Source organism: Vibrio sp. S17_S38, from assembly GCF_014694375.1.
Taxonomy (GTDB): Bacteria; Pseudomonadota; Gammaproteobacteria; order Enterobacterales; family Vibrionaceae; genus Vibrio.
Genome location: NZ_JAAUWW010000002.1, coordinates 104,100 through 119,958 on the forward strand (window position 1 = coordinate 104,100; position 15,859 = coordinate 119,958).

25 protein-coding genes are annotated in these 15,859 nt (G+C 41.5%); 22 read left to right on the forward strand and 3 right to left on the reverse strand.

Translation table 11 applies throughout. The features are described 5' to 3' along the window. Positions 1-22: 22 nt before the first annotated feature. The gene (locus HC725_RS02015) at positions 23-697 is read right to left on the reverse strand and encodes a helix-turn-helix domain-containing protein (RefSeq protein WP_190330097.1); all 675 of its coding nucleotides are present in this window, start codon (positions 695-697) and stop codon (positions 23-25) included. 104 nt (positions 698-801) lie between these two features. On the opposite strand from HC725_RS02015, the gene HC725_RS02020 reads away from it, so the two are divergent. From HC725_RS02020 to HC725_RS02125, 22 genes are all read left to right on the forward strand, one after another. Further along, positions 802-1,053, forward strand: a complete 252-nt coding sequence (locus HC725_RS02020) for a Cox family DNA-binding protein (RefSeq protein ID WP_190330098.1) — start codon at positions 802-804, stop codon at positions 1,051-1,053. A gap of 40 nt (positions 1,054-1,093) precedes the next feature. Further along, positions 1,094-1,303, forward strand: coding sequence for a hypothetical protein (locus HC725_RS02025; RefSeq protein WP_190330099.1), 210 nt, complete (start codon positions 1,094-1,096; stop codon positions 1,301-1,303). After that, on the forward strand, positions 1,300-1,521 hold the full coding sequence (locus HC725_RS02030) for a hypothetical protein (RefSeq protein WP_190330100.1): 222 nt from the start codon (positions 1,300-1,302) through the stop codon (positions 1,519-1,521). Before HC725_RS02025 ends, HC725_RS02030 begins: the two co-directional genes overlap by 4 nt. Further along, the gene (locus HC725_RS02035; RefSeq protein WP_190330101.1) at positions 1,518-1,766 is read left to right on the forward strand and encodes a hypothetical protein; all 249 of its coding nucleotides are present in this window, start codon (positions 1,518-1,520) and stop codon (positions 1,764-1,766) included. Before HC725_RS02030 ends, HC725_RS02035 begins: the two co-directional genes overlap by 4 nt. Beyond that, positions 1,766-3,601 (forward strand): rolling circle replication-associated protein, encoded by a 1,836-nt coding sequence (locus tag HC725_RS02040; protein ID WP_190330102.1) that lies wholly within the window; start codon positions 1,766-1,768, stop codon positions 3,599-3,601. The genes HC725_RS02035 and HC725_RS02040 overlap by 1 nt, the downstream gene beginning before the upstream one ends. A 9-nt stretch (positions 3,602-3,610) precedes the next feature. Further along, positions 3,611-3,862, forward strand: a complete 252-nt coding sequence (locus HC725_RS02045) for a PapB/FocB family fimbrial expression transcriptional regulator (protein ID WP_190330103.1) — start codon at positions 3,611-3,613, stop codon at positions 3,860-3,862. 37 nt (positions 3,863-3,899) lie between these two features. Then, positions 3,900-4,142, forward strand: a complete 243-nt coding sequence (locus HC725_RS02050) for an ogr/Delta-like zinc finger family protein (protein ID WP_190330104.1) — start codon at positions 3,900-3,902, stop codon at positions 4,140-4,142. Between the two features lie 120 nt (positions 4,143-4,262). Further along, positions 4,263-4,955: a CatB-related O-acetyltransferase gene (locus HC725_RS02055; protein ID WP_190330105.1), complete on the forward strand. Its 693-nt coding sequence runs from the start codon at positions 4,263-4,265 to the stop codon at positions 4,953-4,955. 285 nt (positions 4,956-5,240) lie between these two features. Further along, a complete protein-coding gene (locus tag HC725_RS02060) occupies positions 5,241-5,420 on the forward strand; it encodes a type II toxin-antitoxin system HicA family toxin (RefSeq protein ID WP_100801454.1) in 180 nt (59 codons plus the stop codon). Between the two features lie 62 nt (positions 5,421-5,482). After that, positions 5,483-5,896, forward strand: a complete 414-nt coding sequence (locus HC725_RS02065) for a type II toxin-antitoxin system HicB family antitoxin (RefSeq protein WP_190330106.1) — start codon at positions 5,483-5,485, stop codon at positions 5,894-5,896. Positions 5,897-6,193: 297 nt separating this feature from the next. Continuing rightward, positions 6,194-7,390 carry a DNA circularization N-terminal domain-containing protein gene (locus tag HC725_RS02070; RefSeq protein WP_190330107.1) on the forward strand — a complete coding sequence of 399 codons (1,197 nt, stop codon included), beginning with the start codon at positions 6,194-6,196 and terminating at the stop codon, positions 7,388-7,390. Beyond that, the gene (locus tag HC725_RS02075; RefSeq protein WP_190330108.1) at positions 7,387-8,322 is read left to right on the forward strand and encodes a phage tail protein; all 936 of its coding nucleotides are present in this window, start codon (positions 7,387-7,389) and stop codon (positions 8,320-8,322) included. Before HC725_RS02070 ends, HC725_RS02075 begins: the two co-directional genes overlap by 4 nt. Beyond that, positions 8,315-8,791 carry a phage baseplate assembly protein domain-containing protein gene (locus tag HC725_RS02080; protein ID WP_238928402.1) on the forward strand — a complete coding sequence of 159 codons (477 nt, stop codon included), beginning with the start codon at positions 8,315-8,317 and terminating at the stop codon, positions 8,789-8,791. The genes HC725_RS02075 and HC725_RS02080 overlap by 8 nt, the downstream gene beginning before the upstream one ends. Positions 8,792-8,810: 19 nt before the next feature. Further along, positions 8,811-9,008 carry a hypothetical protein gene (locus tag HC725_RS02085; protein ID WP_190330109.1) on the forward strand — a complete coding sequence of 66 codons (198 nt, stop codon included), beginning with the start codon at positions 8,811-8,813 and terminating at the stop codon, positions 9,006-9,008. Beyond that, positions 9,005-9,391 (forward strand): phage GP46 family protein, encoded by a 387-nt coding sequence (locus HC725_RS02090; protein WP_190330110.1) that lies wholly within the window; start codon positions 9,005-9,007, stop codon positions 9,389-9,391. Before HC725_RS02085 ends, HC725_RS02090 begins: the two co-directional genes overlap by 4 nt. Further along, positions 9,388-10,440 (forward strand): baseplate J/gp47 family protein, encoded by a 1,053-nt coding sequence (locus HC725_RS02095; RefSeq protein WP_190330111.1) that lies wholly within the window; start codon positions 9,388-9,390, stop codon positions 10,438-10,440. Before HC725_RS02090 ends, HC725_RS02095 begins: the two co-directional genes overlap by 4 nt. After that, positions 10,422-10,886: a hypothetical protein gene (locus tag HC725_RS02100; RefSeq protein WP_190330112.1), complete on the forward strand. Its 465-nt coding sequence runs from the start codon at positions 10,422-10,424 to the stop codon at positions 10,884-10,886. The genes HC725_RS02095 and HC725_RS02100 overlap by 19 nt, the downstream gene beginning before the upstream one ends. Then, on the forward strand, positions 10,883-11,959 hold the full coding sequence (locus tag HC725_RS02105; protein ID WP_190330113.1) for a tail fiber protein: 1,077 nt from the start codon (positions 10,883-10,885) through the stop codon (positions 11,957-11,959). The genes HC725_RS02100 and HC725_RS02105 overlap by 4 nt, the downstream gene beginning before the upstream one ends. Further along, the gene (locus HC725_RS02110) at positions 11,959-12,837 is read left to right on the forward strand and encodes a hypothetical protein (protein ID WP_190330114.1); all 879 of its coding nucleotides are present in this window, start codon (positions 11,959-11,961) and stop codon (positions 12,835-12,837) included. Before HC725_RS02105 ends, HC725_RS02110 begins: the two co-directional genes overlap by 1 nt. Before the next feature lie 238 nt (positions 12,838-13,075). Beyond that, entirely contained in the window at positions 13,076-13,315 is a 240-nt protein-coding gene (locus HC725_RS02115; RefSeq protein ID WP_342365914.1) for a hypothetical protein, read from the forward strand. Further along, positions 13,312-13,851 carry a lysozyme gene (locus HC725_RS02120; RefSeq protein ID WP_190330116.1) on the forward strand — a complete coding sequence of 180 codons (540 nt, stop codon included), beginning with the start codon at positions 13,312-13,314 and terminating at the stop codon, positions 13,849-13,851. The genes HC725_RS02115 and HC725_RS02120 overlap by 4 nt, the downstream gene beginning before the upstream one ends. Position 13,852: 1 nt before the next feature. Next, positions 13,853-14,317 (forward strand): lysis system i-spanin subunit Rz, encoded by a 465-nt coding sequence (locus tag HC725_RS02125; protein WP_190330117.1) that lies wholly within the window; start codon positions 13,853-13,855, stop codon positions 14,315-14,317. Between the two features lie 101 nt (positions 14,318-14,418). Here the strand turns inward: HC725_RS02125 and HC725_RS02130 are convergent, their stop codons facing one another. Beyond that, a complete protein-coding gene (locus HC725_RS02130; RefSeq protein WP_190330118.1) occupies positions 14,419-14,706 on the reverse strand; it encodes a hypothetical protein in 288 nt (95 codons plus the stop codon). A 185-nt stretch (positions 14,707-14,891) separates the two neighbouring features. Beyond that, a complete protein-coding gene (locus HC725_RS02135) occupies positions 14,892-15,842 on the reverse strand; it encodes a DUF5677 domain-containing protein (protein ID WP_190330119.1) in 951 nt (316 codons plus the stop codon). Between the last annotated feature and the right edge of the window lie 17 nt (positions 15,843-15,859).

Genomic DNA, 15,859 nt, shown 5'->3' on the forward strand with positions numbered 1-15,859 from the left:
ATACAAAATTATTGATATGTTGTTAATAAATTCTTTTCATTACTGGCGCGATCACACGACCAATAATTTGCAGTCTATCTTTATCTTTCCCCCATACATCAAGAGAAAAAGTTTTATGCGATTTGTTGTCTGAAACCACATCATAACAAGCGTTTGCGATATCCCAGTTCAGTCGTTTTACATAGGTCTGTGAATCGATACGTATGACATAAACGCCGTTTTCAACAGGTTGGATTTGTTCCCTAATATCGATTACGATTTTATCGTTATGACTAAGAGTCGGCTCCATAGAGTCACCTTGAACATAAATAATCGCGCTGTTTTTTTCATTAAGGCCGAACGGCTGTAACATTTCTTTAGGGATTGGCATTGAAGATAATTTGTTTTCTTCATCAATAAAACACCCTCCGCCCGCAGCCGCTTTCACATCATAAACATCGATAAATAACCACTCCCCGAGGTCAGTGATTTTTTTAATTTCACGAACATTACTTTCGAATGGGATGTCATATTTTTTACGTAATTCTTCAAGTGTTTGCTCGTCAAAGTTGGAATAGTGATATTCCATAGCTCGCCCTTGTCCTCCTGCTTTTCTAGATTTCCAGTTATGTCTTTTTGCTTTTTGACTAATACCTTGAGTGGTGCTTGGCAGACCATCAACATTCATTAGTTCTGTAGTTAGAAACCATTCACGCATAAAAACTCCATAAAGAAACACTTGACAAGAGTGTCAATTAATTAATAAACTCCATAACGAAGCATACGAAATAGTATGGGGCATTATTAGAGAGAAGTTATAAGATGATAAACAATAACGAAACATATTTAAACAGCATTAATGTGTCTTATGCCCCTTTTGTGACTCCTGAGAAGTACGCAGAATTAACAGGGCTAACTGAAGTTGCAGTAGAAAACATGGTAACGCTTGGAAAGTTACCAGTTCTTCGGCGTGAAAGTGGTAAGCGTGGACGTAACTTCATCAACATGAAGGCGTTAGAAATTTATGCAGAAGAACAAGCCGAGAGACATGAACATTGGAAATCGGCGATATAAATTAAACAAACATTTTTAAACATTATCCAAGGGGTTGGGCATGAACAAATTCTCAAAGGCACTCGCTATTGATACCGCTATCGAATTGGTTGATCAATTACGTCGACAAACAGAACGAAACAACATGATGTTTGCTCAATATGGGCTGATCGATTTCGACTTATCAAGCAAATCTACCAATGATAAAAACTTTCAGGATTTAATCGCCGCGCTTTCTGAAGTCAAAGACGATGTGATGGGGGCGGTGTGAATTACTTTCTTGTCCACTGCAATGAAACCGGTACTGCTATCCGTAACGATAGCGGTGAGGTGAAAAGTTCATTATTGGGTGAGTTTGATAGTTTCAGTGATGCGGCTTGCCAAGCTGAAATCCAATTTAATATTAAACATATCCATCGTGGTGTTTTCGCAGTGGCGGACGCTTGTTTGCGTATTTTGATGGATGCACAGGAGTTTAGTGAATTATGACTAATTCAGACCAATTACAAAATGCTCGATCCGTAATATCTCCAACCGCTAAACAACAAGAAATTGGGTTGAAGTGGATAGAGAAAATTAAAGCTGATCTTGATGTTAGGAAGAAACCACAGAATAAGTTTCAGCAAGAATACCAACGACGCAAACAAGTTTGGCGTGAGCGGTTACGAGAAAATGCCAATCAACTGCAGCCAAGAAAGCCAACTGATCCAGAATTAGAGGAATTGTTGCATTAATGAATATATCAGATCTCAATTATATCGCAGGTGCAGTCCGGCCTGCGGATGAAATTAAACAAGCTAATGACTATTACGCCAGCCTAGAAGCTGGTTTTTTAACATCAAATTCTCAAGGGTGGATGGATTATGAGCTGAAAAAAATACGTGCGCATGAACAATTGTGCCATTTGAAATACAAACATAACCGCGAAGCGGCCAAGCGTAGCTTGGAAGACTATAGGCTAGTCCAAGGGCGCAAAAGTCCGACACGCAATAACCGAGCTAAAAAAGACCGAATATCTCAACGTCTACGCATTTTAAACAATGCTCGGCGCGGGGTAACAGTTCTCGATAGCACTGAGGTGTTTGATAATTTTCAAGGCATGTACGAGCTTGCAGAGCAGCACACACCACAAATTCTGCCGCCAAAAGGTTTGATTGCTAAAAATACACCGGATGTTAGTCCTGTTTCTTTGCAATTAATGGAACGTAAATGGTGTAACCAATTTAAAGCGCAGTTAATTGTTCAAACTCCACCAAGTGCGGCACCTGAACCTAACACTGGTACCCGATATACCGAAAAACTGACAGGGCGTTCTGTTGGCCGGATTTTTGAAGCAGCAGCTTATGTTTCCACGCTACATGGTGGCTTTACCACTTTTGTCACTCTTACTTTTACCCCAAAACAACGTGCTCGTATTTTCGGTGGAATGGTGGAGAGCAGTGATGTTATTGGGGCCTACACACCAGTTGAATTTAAATACGATAAATTAAGCAAAAAATGGAATGTTATAAAAACTCTAGATACATCATTAGGCAAAGAAACTAGCCGTTTTCTTGATGCTGCAAAAAAGATTTATCAACGTGGTTGGATTGCTTCACACACGATTAAAACCACAGATAAAGGTCATCTATATTGTGATCTGGATAATGTAAAGGTTGAGGGGCAGGGTAAAGAAAGTGATTTTCATTATATTTGGGTTGCGGAATCTCCAGCCAATGAAGACGGTGAACCAAACCCACATGTTCACTTACTTTTAAATTGGACGGTTGAGCCTGAATTATTTAGTGCCTGGTCTCAACGTTTGGAAAGTGTATGGGGTCATGGGTTCGCGAATATTCAAAGAATTAAACAACCGAAAGCGGCAGGAACTTACATTATCAAAGCGGTTGGTTATGCGGCCAAAGGCGATAACTTAGAACAAGGTTTAATAAAAGGAAACCGTTACAGCATCGCTCGTTGTAGCCGAGCGCCTGACTGGCAATGTTTAACTACTTTTGAAGCTGACAATATAACGGCAGTAATCAAAGAGCTTGGGTACAAACTGGAACAATGGCGTAAACCATTAGAACGTAAAATACGAAGCCTTTATGCCCAAAAGGCACAAACCATCAAAGCTAAGTCAATCGCTAAGAATCAAGGCAAAGCAATTGATGTCCTGAACAAGATGCAAGGCCGAATTATCAAATTAGAAAAAATGGCGCTGGCTACGAATAAAGAAATTCGGAGTCGTGGTGTATTTGCCTCCACCTCTAATCGTTTTTGTATCACCTTTGAAGGTAACAATTCGCAAGATAAATTAGATGGTTTTCTATTATGGGCGGCTGGTGCTCGCGGTTGGTCTATGCAAAGTCGTGATAATGATTTTTCAGACATAAAGGAACAAGCGGATGAAATTTATCGTGGTCATTATCAACATCATTTAGAAAAACGGTGTTATTGGAAATCGATACTCAACGATCCTATACCGCCTCAACCTACCCATACAGAAATAGAAAGGCAATTAAGCTATAGCCATTATCTAATGGAACAAGATGAAGCGTGTCGATATCAGCAAGCTTATCTAATGTAAGGGAAGGTTATGAACTATTTATCACAAGGTTTAGAAACCGAAGAACGCTTTCAGCTCTTACTGTCACTAACGAAAATACGCAGCGACAACCAGGTGGAAGCACTAAAACGTTATTTGGTTGATGGGCTGAGTTTTTCACTATCTGCATCACTAAGCGGTATCACTGAACCGAACTTTCAACGAGCGATAAACCGCCTTGAAGAAGTGGCCAGTACCATTGAAAAAATTAAAGAAATTGATTGGATAAAATCAGTTAAGTGAGAAGTAAATACACTCACAAACTAAAGAGGAATTCATTATGCTTGTTACTTGCCCTGTTTGTTTAACGAAAACACGCATCGCAACCTCTCGTGCAATTTCAAGCGAAACACGAGAGCTTTACTGCCAGTGCTTAAACTTAAATTGTGGTACCTCGTTTGTGTCGCTGATCTCTTTAGTTCGTATTATTAAACCTACTGGTAAAAGTCCTGATATGGAACTGCAGCCGGAGCTACGCAAAAACTGCAACCAGATTGATATTTTTGATTTGGTGGAGAGATAGAACGATATGATCGGAAAGTAACTATTCAGTATTTGAAAGAAAATACTGTATCCTTACCTTGTTTTAAGTAGAAATGTTACTAAACCTATTATTTGCATAAGTTTTTATCGTGGCGATGTTATGAGAAAAATACGACTAACTCCTAAGTTAATTAGAACCTTTAAAGAAAATAAAATATCTATAAGAAAAGGGCTATTCACTAATGTTCGGTGTTCGAGTGCACCTGTACATATTGAGCCATTCTGTAATTTTCATAAAACGAAAAACATTTGCTCAATGGGCGCGTTCTCATACTCACACTCTCGACTTCCTCTAGACATGGTCATTGGTCGCTATTGTTCTATTGCGAGGGGATTAAAAATATTTGGTGATGAGCACCCAACAGATCGTTTTACTACATCACCAATTACATACAATGCCGATTTCTTAGTAAGTCGACCTAACTTAAAGTTTAAAGATATTGCTAAAAGTAAGCATATTGAAATTAAGAATGATGTATGGATTGGTCAAGATGTCACACTTAAGCCCGGTATTACCATTAATAATGGTGCCATTATAGCGGCGAACTCGGTGGTGACTAAGGATGTACCTAGCTACTCTATTGTGGGTGGTGTTCCAGCAAAAGTTATAAGATATCGGTTTACTGAAGATGAAATTAAAACTCTAAACGTATTAAAGTGGTGGGATTATTCTTGCTTTGATTTCACTGATATTGATATGGATTGTAATATCGCAGATTTTATCACTCAATTTAACGAGAAAATATTGAGTTCTGATATTGCTAAATATACCCCAGAAAAATTGGTCTTATAATTTTCATTCCTCTTACTGTACTAAGGTTTAATTTATAAGCCTTAGTCCTTAAATGGCGAAAAGCAAACTCGAACGCTTCACCCTTAGACTCCTACCTAACGCAATTAGGTAAACCCACACAACAGGCATTAAGTGAGCAATGCAATCAAATTATTGGGTTAACTATATTCCGCTTTATCATGAATTGCAGAGCGCAACAAAGTAAGAGTTATCAGGGTTATAAATATTGACTCAAACAAATGAAAGGGTTATTATAACCCCAAGTTAAACAAAACAGGAGATAGCGTGACAAGTGCAGACCTCATCAAACTTTTGAAAAAGAACGGATGGGAGCTTAAAAGTATTAGAGGAAGTCATCATAAATTTCGACATCCTGACTTTAAAGACCCCATTATTGTTCCCCATCCTAAGAAAGATTTAAAAATAGGATTGGTCAATAAACTGAAAAAACAAGCGGGGCTTTAAGCCCCCTTAACAGCACACACGATATTTCACGTGCTTAGCACAAAACGACAAAGGAAATCACTATGTTATATCCAATCGCAATTGAAATCGGAGACGATACACACGCTTACAGCGTTGCATTTCCTGATTTACCAGGATGTTTCTCTGCAGGTGATAGTTTAGAAGAAGCGTTAGCCAACGCTAAAGAAGCGGCTGACTTTTATTTAGAGGATTTAGCCGAAGAAGGTCGATTGCCTCCTCAAGCTAAATCATTATCAGAGTGGCAAAAAGACGAAGAATATACAGGCTGGGCATGGGCGGTTGTTGAAATTGACATCGAGCCTTATTTAGGTAAATCCAGTAAATTAAATGTGACGCTTCCGAACTTATTATCTAAAAAGATTGATGAACAAGTAAAAGCTCACCCTGATCTCTATAAAAATCGCAGCCACTTTTTACAAGTAGCTGCGGCTCACGAACTGCAACATTCAGCATAAAAATAAGCCCACCAATCGGTGGGCTTTATTATTACTAATTGAAAGATCGCATGATCGCAAAAAACGCACGTTTGCGATCTTACAGGATCTCTAGAAACCCTATCGACAATACCCCGAAGTACCCATTAAACAAAGACTTGCTCATAATATCTCTGTCCTCACCGATTGCGCCTATTTTTCGTTTTTTTATAGGTCTGAATTTTGGTGGGGAGGAGGGGGTGAGCCCGGTTAAGCATAAAAGCGTGCCCACCCAGTGTTATATCTGCCGATTTAGGCAAGCTTTCGTGGGCGTGGTGTATGTGGGAAAGAAAGTACGAGCAAGGTCGTTGGAATGGACTAACGCTCAACATACTCGGCACGTCGCTTGATGGTGGAAAACGTCTGCAGGTTTCCGAGATCCCTTATGCCGATTTACCTAATATTAAGGTCATGGGAACCGCTGCGAATAAAGTTGATCTGGATGTCGTCTTCGTCGGGAGTGATTCGTTAAACGATTCCAATGCTTTATTGGCAAGTCTAAACCAAACCCCAAAAGGTGAGCTTGAACACCCATGGTTAGGCGAGCTGCCTTTAGTTTTTAATACCTACTCGCAAAAAATCAACACCACATTGGGACTCGTTACTCTCAGCCTAACTTTTATCCGTAATACCAAGCCAACTGCCACGGTTAGCACAAGTGCGGCGGTCACTACCCTTATCGAGCAAACCGATGCGGTTGAGAAGCTTTCCACTGAAACGTTCGTGGACGATGTGAATGGTATGGGTATCAGCGACATCCGCAGTTTGCAGTCTGATTTTACAAATTTTGTTGGAGAGCTCACCGGAATTGCGACTCGGTTAAGCGTTCCGAGCCAAGTGCTGTCTTCATTAAACCAAGAACTCAATAGTGCGATGGTGGCTATATCCAGTATCGCCAACGCGCCGGCTCAATTTGCTGAGCAACTCAGTAAAACCATTGATAGTGTGGCGAGTGCGGTTCAGTCGGAAGATGATGCCGTCAATGAGGCAGTTGATAACTCGCGCATGGCCCAGGCTAGTATGTTGGACAGTATTAACCCCAACACGCCAAGTGCTCATTACAACGTTCAAGCCACCGTGGCCGCCGTCAAAATGAGTAAAGATATTGCTCACCTAGAAGAAACACCAACCTATAGTGTCATCGATGCGACATCCCAGCCAGCTATCACGCTCAGCGATATCGATCGCATTACCATTCAACTTGGCGTTTGTATTAGCGACGTCACCGTCGTGTCCACATTAGAAAGTCTGGCGCTGTTTGATTCCCTTACCACGTTAAATGAAAACGTTGGAGCTCAAAGTGACAAGGTTAAAAACGGCAGCCTGCCTAAACGTTATGTGGAGTTAGCACGCTTTCAACCGGCGTTAGTGATTGGTCATAATACCTATCAAGGTGAAGCGCTTATTACCGCCTTAAATGCCAGTCAGCACCCGTTGTTCTTACGCGGCGATGTGGCGGTGGGCGTGAACCTATGAGCATCCTCACTTTACTCATAGATAAGAAACCGGTGGCATTTATAAGTGCCGAGCTGACTTATGACATTGAGCAACTAGCGCACACTTTTCGTTGCACCATTGAACCTACTGTCATAAATCGCCCGTTGTCGGTTGAATTTAAGCTGGATGGTAAGCGTATTTTTTCAGGGGCAATTGATAACGCTTCAACGTCAACTCAAACCAGTTCGTATTCCATGGATATTTCAGGACGTTCAAAAAGCGCCAACATGATTGATTCACGTATCACCATGGACGCGCAGTACGGCCAATCATTGGAAGTATTATTGCGCAGCATTGCCAAAGATTTTGGATTGACGGTCAATAGCCTGGTCAACACCAAACTGGTTGAAGAGTTTCAAATTAATGCAGAATCACCAGTCGATAACCTGTCGCAACTCGTCAAAGAACAAGGCTTTATTTTAGTTGAGCGAGACGGCGTATTAACCATTGAAAATCCAGCTCACGCAGCCGTAAGTGGGGCGTCATTGGAGGTGGGTCTCAATATCAGCGCCTTAAACCTAGAGCGCAACTTCACCAATCAGTTTTATCACATTGAAGTGCAGGGGCAATGGGACGACGCGCATGCAACCGTCACCTACGCACCGGCCAATACCATGAGAAAAACCGTCTTTGTGTGCGACCAACTGCAAAGCGCAGAAGCATGCCAATCACGCGCCCAATATGAGCGCTCACTTGCCATAGCCAAAGGCTTAAACGCTTCCGTATCCATTGATGATGTGATGGATGTTTTTACTGGCAGCGCTATCAATCGCACCATTCGAGTGATTGACCAATACCAAAGCTTTAATGAAACGCTATTAATCAAATCGGTTTCAATATCAGTGGATGATTCCAGCACCAAAACCTCATTGACCTTATTTCGACCTTTTGCGGAGACATCTCATGTCTGACCAATCCATGTTTAACCGTTTAATGAGTCGCATCAAAAACATGATAGTGATCGGTTCGGTCACAGGCTCCGATACCAAGATGCTGCAAATTCAAACTTCAACCGGTAAGACAAACGATCGCATTAAACGCCTGCACAATTACGGCTTTATGAGTCACCCCAAAGTTGGTGCGCGCAGTTATGTTTTATTTCTTGGCGGTGTGTTAAGTCGAGGCGTATCGGTCTGTGTTGAGGACGAACGGCACGAAATGGAATTAAAAGAAGGCGAAGTGGCCATACTCGATGACAAAGGTAATCTCACTCATTTTACAAGTAACGGCATCAACATTACCTCACTGGGCGATGTCACCGTGAATGCCAAAAATATTAAATTAAACGATGGTACTGGCGTTATTACTTGCGAAAGCATTTGCCCTTATACTGGCGGCCCACATGTTGACGGTTCCAAAACCGTGACCGCACAAAAGTAGTACAAGGAGCATATCGCTGATGCCTATTTCAAATAGCTCACTAAAAACCAAAATCATTACGCAGATGAAAGGCAAAGGATTTATCACCGAAGGTGAGTTTGCCAAATCTGCCGATTTAGCTGAAGCCATTGCCAATGCCGTGGTGGAAGAAATCACCACTAATGCAGTAGTCGTCGTCAATAAAGGCAGCTCTGCAGGGAGTTATAAAGTCACATGAATTACTTTTCTTTATCCGCGTTAACGTCTTCCATGACCACCCAAGATGGCCTTAAACATGCGGTGCTGCAAAGCTTATTAAATCACAGTGCTTCCACCAAAAATGATCGCGCTCGCATGAATAATGATGAGCGTGGTGGCATGTGGTCCGAGCAATATGCTCCAGGTGTAGGCTCGCGTGATTGGACATTAGCCAGAGAAAAGAATACCGCCCAAGCCGCCAGTCGTGCAGAGCGCTTTTATGAAGATGCATTGGCGTGGCTCGTCGATGCTGGACATGTCCAAAGCATTAACGTTCAAGTTGCTGTTATTTCCGCTACCGCATTAGCCAGAAGCGTGACATTAACATTAAACGATGGCTCACAATTTGAGGTGCCTTTATGAGTACGCAACGCAGCCTACAAGCCTTAATTAACCGAGCAACCTCGACACTTATCACCACAACTGGCCAAAACAACCCAGCCATTCACGCGATAGCTTGCGCCATTGCTGGTGTCAGTTATGGCCAGTATGGCTATCAAGACCAACTGTTTCGTGAAATGCAGCCCGAAACCGCCTCAGAGCCTTGGTTATATTTGCATGCTCAGCGTCATGATGTTGAACGACTCTTACCGACTTTTGCTCAAGGCTTGGTGCGGTTTGAGTCATTAAGTGAAGCAGTGCTGATCCCCCAATCAACGGTTTTAATTGATAAAGCCGGCAATGAGTACCAAACGCTGCAAGCTCAAATGTCCGATGAAGACGTAGCCATCACGGCCCTACTCGCGGGCGTTGAAGGGAATCTACCTGAAGGCAGTATTTTAACCTTATCAAAAGCCATTAGCGGCGTCAGTCCAGATAACGTGTTGTGTTTGGGCTTTGATGGCGGCGCACCAATTGAAAATATCGAGCATTGGCGAGGGCGAATTTGTACCGCTTACAATCAAGGTGAAGAAGTGGGACGCCGTGAAGATTATGAAAGCTGGGCGTTATCGGCGCATGCCGATGTTGATTATGCCTGGGCGCTGGATAACACTCCAGAACGTGGGCTCGTTCAAGTCTATATTGGCGCACGTGAAAATGATCCAACCGTTGGGCCCGAAGTGGTTTCTACCGTACAAACACATATTGATGCAGAACGTTTAGCCGGTTGTCATCCAACCGTGGCCATTCCTACCCATAAAGCAGTCGATATTGAAATTCAAAATGTTCAAGACGACGCCACTCGCACCGATATCATCATCGCTTTGGAAGATTTATTTAAAGACAAAATGGGGCAACGTGACGAATCCGTCAATCCACCGGTTCAAGTAAGCATTACGCCAACGGAGATTGTGCTGGCCATTGCGCCTATAACCAGTAATTACATCGTAAAGCAGCCAACCGAAGAGCAATTTATTACCGATAGTGAAATTCATATTCTTGGGGAGGTGACATGGACACCTCTGACTTAGTCGTTGATTACACCACTCAAGATTTTGAGCAAGCGATTCGACACTTATTGCCTAAAGGTCAGTATTGGCAAGAGGAAATCAACACCGAACTCACCGGTGTTATCAAAGGCATGGCGACAGATTTCAAAGTTACGCATGATGAGCTCCAACTCGCTCTGCTGTCTGATTTTTCCGAAAGCCTATTTGGCTGGAAGATTGCCGATTATCAGAGCCTTCTCAATCAAAGCACTCAAGGGTTGGTGTTTGATGATAAAGCGACACCGAACTTAATCAACGTATCTCTTGCGAATAATTGCCGAAGTGAAAGCGCCTTTAACGATTTTGAAGGTGTGAGGTTGCCTCACACTGAAATTCAGTGGATAGCGAATACCAGTGCAACCGAATATATTCAAGCAGCCAATGCTCGTCATATCCGAAACACCACTCAACATGAGGTTACATCATGAGTCTTGTTATTACCGATGCGGGTATTGCCGCATCCATTCACGCTCAAGAGCTGGGCGTGGAATATAAAATCACGCATATTGCCATTGGGCTTGAAGGTTATTTACCTACCGTAGACCAAACGCAATTAAAGCAAGAAATATCTCGAGAACCATTAAGCCGTGGCGCAGTTCCTACCCTTGGTCAATTACATTTTGAAGCGGTGTTTGATGATGACTCTGCTTTTGAAGGTAAAGAGATTGGGTACTTTTTAGAAGATGGGACTCTATTTGCCGTAGATAGCCGCGGTGGCGAAATCATGTCACTAAAGCGCTCAAATACGATTATCACCGAGGCGTTTGAACTCAATCTTGCCGGCTCTGAAATTACCAACATCACCGTTGAAATAATGGGAACGCCCTATGCAACCGAAACCATTGCCGGCATTGCAAAGATAGTCACCAATGAACAAGTCGATGACGGTACCGACGACAGCGCGTTCCTCACCATTAAAAAATTCACGCGAGCATTAAGTGCCAGTTATGTGATCAATACATTGGTTGAAAACCTATGGCTTGGTATTGCAAAACGCATTTGCCCAGTTGGCGTTCCTCTGCCTTGGGGCTCCGATACCGCGCCAGAAGGGTTTGCCATTCATAAAGGGCAGGCTTTTGATATTGTCGCCAACCCAGAGCTCGCCAAACTCTACCCAGACGGCATTATTCCTGATATGCGCGGGCTTGGCATTATTGGTAAAGAAGATGGTGAATTGGTTCTCGCGTATGAGGAGGGGCAAGTCAAAGAGCACGGACACCCCAACTCTACGGTGAGTTCTGCTGACTTGGGTACAAAGACAACTAGTACTGATGCACATAGTCATACACTTGCTGGCTTTTATGGACCTACAGCCGGTAGCACTAACTTCTCGGGTGGTGGAAATAAATTAAATACAAGCACAAAAACAACCAGCACAGACTCTCATAACCATACCGTTGCGATTGGCTCTCATGCTCATAGTGTTGTGATCGCTTTATTTGGCGCACTTAAAAATACCATCAACCACCGTAAATTTAACTGGATAGTGAGACTTGCCTAATGAATGCCATTCAACCTAAATCAATTATTTTATCCGTCTCTCGAATTCATCCTGAAGGATGGTGGCTAGGAAATACAGAAGAGAATGTAGCGAAAGGCACCGCATTAGGCGCAGATTATACCGAGAATATTTACACACCGAGCAGCGATGGAATGATTGGTAAATATGACGTCGAGTTAGATGTATGGACTGAAATTAAAAACAAAGCATTGGATGAATTTTGGACTCCAAATGGACAACAATGTGTCATTGGGTTGCCCGATGGCGATTACCCTGAGTGGGCGGTATTAGAAGCTCCGCCAGAATATGATATCCAAACACAAACCGTACTTTATCAAGATGAAAAGTGGCTTATTTATGATATTGAAATTGGTAAACCTTATTGGGATAGCGAAGGTAATGAGCTGATTGTTTCTGATTATAATTTTACGCTACCAGACAATCATACTTATGTGGAACCACCAAAGCTAAAAGAGGGCCATGCGGTTCGACTAGTCGAAACTGAGTGGGCATATATTGCGGATTTTAGAGACAGTATTATTTACGATTGCACCGATGCAACACACTCTGAAGTCGTGCAGGAACTGGGCGAGATTAAAGAAGGGTTCACTCTTGAGCAGCCTAAGACTCAATATGATGAATGGATTAATCAAGCGTGGGTAACCAATAAAGAAAATCAATATATCGGTGACTTTAACCAAGTCGATGATGATCGCCGTCAGCTCTATATAAGAGTTTGTGATCCCTTGATAGCAGAAGCCAATATAAAACGCTTGCAAGGTTTTGAAAGTGAAGTAAGCGACATCGAGACTCAAGTATTAGCCGCGCGAGTTGAAATACAAAATTCAAACCCTTGGCCAGCGCCACTCACTTCATAATCTTCATTAAAAACACTAAAGTCGCTTAATGTATTCACCGACATTAAGCGACTCTTTCTAACTGAAAGATATAGGAGAAGCATTCGTTTTTCCTATCTTCCTCGCGCGATAAGCTAAAGCTCAAATCAGACAAACTTACAAGCGCTCGCCGTTCTTGCGTGCGATGAATGTATTTTCAGTCGGCATATTTCAAATAATAAAGAGAATTCTAAGCATGAATGAAATGGAGTTTAAGGTGATGGTAATTTCATTCCTTGATATGGCCGGATTAAAAAAAATAGGCACTTCTATCGTGGCAACGCTGATCAGCTTTGGCATGAATGACCTCGCTCAATTGATAGCTATTACGGTTGGTATTATTTCCGGTGTGATGGCCATTCGGCACTATGCGGTCGCGACACAATTAAATAAGGCTAAATTGGCTCGGTTAAAAAGTGGGGATGATTCCATGATGGACGAAGAGGAAACCTCCTCATGAACTTAAAAACCAAAGCCACCCAAGCCGTAATATGTTCGGTAACCGCCATCTTGGCCATTGTATTTAATATTGATGATGGCTTACAGGTGAGTGAAAACGGCCTTCGTCACATTGCCAACGAAGAAGGTTGTCGCTCAAAAGCCTATCAATGCAGCGCCCATGTTTGGACCGTAGGTTTAGGGCATACCAAAGGTATTAAGCCTGGCATGAAAGCAACCAATAAAGAGATCGCCGAATACTTTGTAAAAGATGTTGGGCAAGCGGAAGCGGTGGTCAATAAGCATATTACCCAAAAGCCGAGTCAGGGCGAATATGACATGATGGTGAGTTTTGTTTTTAACCTTGGCGCAAGTAACTTTACCAAGTCAACATTGCTCAAAAAATTCAATCAAGGCGATAACTCTGGTGCGTGTTGGCAGTATTTACGATGGGTTTATGTTGATGGCCAAAATTGTCGTTTAGAAGGCAGTAATTGCGCAGGCATTCCTAAGAGACGCGAGACAGAAAAGGACGTCTGCTTGAATGGTTGGGGTTAGCATGAATATTATTGCCAATTTGAAATCTATTGGGCTGATTGTCTTAGTTTCTGTATTGGCCTATTTGTATGTTCAAAATAATCAATTAGAAACCTCACTAGCCAACTCTCAACGCCAGGCTAAAGCACAAAGCATAACCATTGTTGGCATGACGGCTCAAATAGCTAAGAACAAACAACTCGACAATAACTTACAGCAGGAACTGAGCAGTGAAAGAAATAAAATTGATGTTCTTGATAATTACATTGAGCGTGACCCTAGCCGGCTGCGTGTCACCACAGCCAATTGCCCAATGCCCAACATCACCACCACCGCCAGCGTGGTTGATGCAACCGCCGCCAAATCTACAGAAAAGCTTAGACAAGATTATATTCGTCTCAGACAAGAAATCGTCACCGTCAACACCCAAATAAAGGGGTTGCAAGGTTATATTAACAATCTACCAATTGAGTGTGTGACTAGATGATTATTGGACAGAAGCGTTTTAGAGCTGTCGCATCAAAACGCTTCTATCAGATTAGAAAAAGTATCTTGAAGCCTTAAATGTTTGTTATGCTTGTACTCAAGTTAGCTAACGAACTTATAAAACCTTTCAAGAATGTAAGCTCTCAACTCTTGTTCACGATCTGGAAAAGCTCCTCGGGCAAGATGAAATTTGTTTGTATTTGATAGTTGATCATACACCGCTTTATCTATATCAAGAGCATTACCTATACGACCAAACAAAGCCGACATAGCACAGTTCATAGATGTTTTTGAGAAAGAATCATCCGATATCAGAAATTTTTCTAATGCGCCTAAGTCATCGGATTCATGTAGGTAATTGCCAGCCAATGATAAATCTACTTTTTTCATATCACGTCCTTATTATTGAAAACTAATGAAAACCTGCCACTTTTTCTTCGCAAAAAAGCATAACGCCTGCATAACACGTTTGCGACTATGCAGATTAAGCTCAAATTTACCACTTAACACGATAAACCAAAAGAAAACCTAGAATGCCGAATGTAGCAAATCGTGTTGATTCATTTGGTATATTTTCACTTCGTTGGGTTTAAAAATATACCTAATCTATTCTGCAATTCATTAATTCGCTCTTTACCATCTTCTTCGCTACTACTTGGAATTCCTGCATCTTTAGCTATTTCTGCTGTAGAAATAGCTAATTTACTTAATAGTCGTTTGAACTGATTTAAACTTTCCTCATCGATCATATTATGTCGAATACAACAATAAGTAATTGCTTCAACAAATGATTTAGTAACGATTCGGGACATCATGATAGAGTATGAACAAGCTTCAAATGAAATAAGCTGACGAGCCTCTATTGGATATTGAAGCATCATCATATGAAGTACAGTGTCCTCTGCCGTCATATGACTAGAGCCACTTAATCTATGGTAGATTGTAAAATAATCATCAGCTTTACCTAATTTTTCAAACCGTTTAAATAAAGAGTTACACCATAAGTCATTATATTCAATTTCTGTAACTGAAAAATTTGATTTAGCCAATTCAATATATTCAGCATAATGTGAAACAGTATTAATGCGACCATCAATAAGTGGGATTACATCATTAGCATAATCTTTATCTGAAACTTCTTTTTTCCAATCATTGAGTTTTCTAATATGTTCATCATGCCATTTAGCCATGTAAGCAGTAATTGTACGTTCATCACCATTCAGCGCCATATACATTAAGTTCACAGACGATTCCTGAACAACTCTAGCTAAGGCTTCTGCACTTGTATAACATCCTGTAGCAATACAACTTAGCATTCCTTCAATTTGTTCATAAATACGAGTAATCAAATTTAAATGTGTATGAACGATAAAGCCATCTTTTTCAGTTTGATTATCTATATTTGCGATATAATCATATGCTATTTTATTACCCTCACTAGCACACTCTAAAGCAACCTGGATTTTTGATAAATTTAACTTCTTATCAAATCCTTTCTTTTTTCTAAATTCAGAAACGTAATTCATTTATATCTACCTAAAAA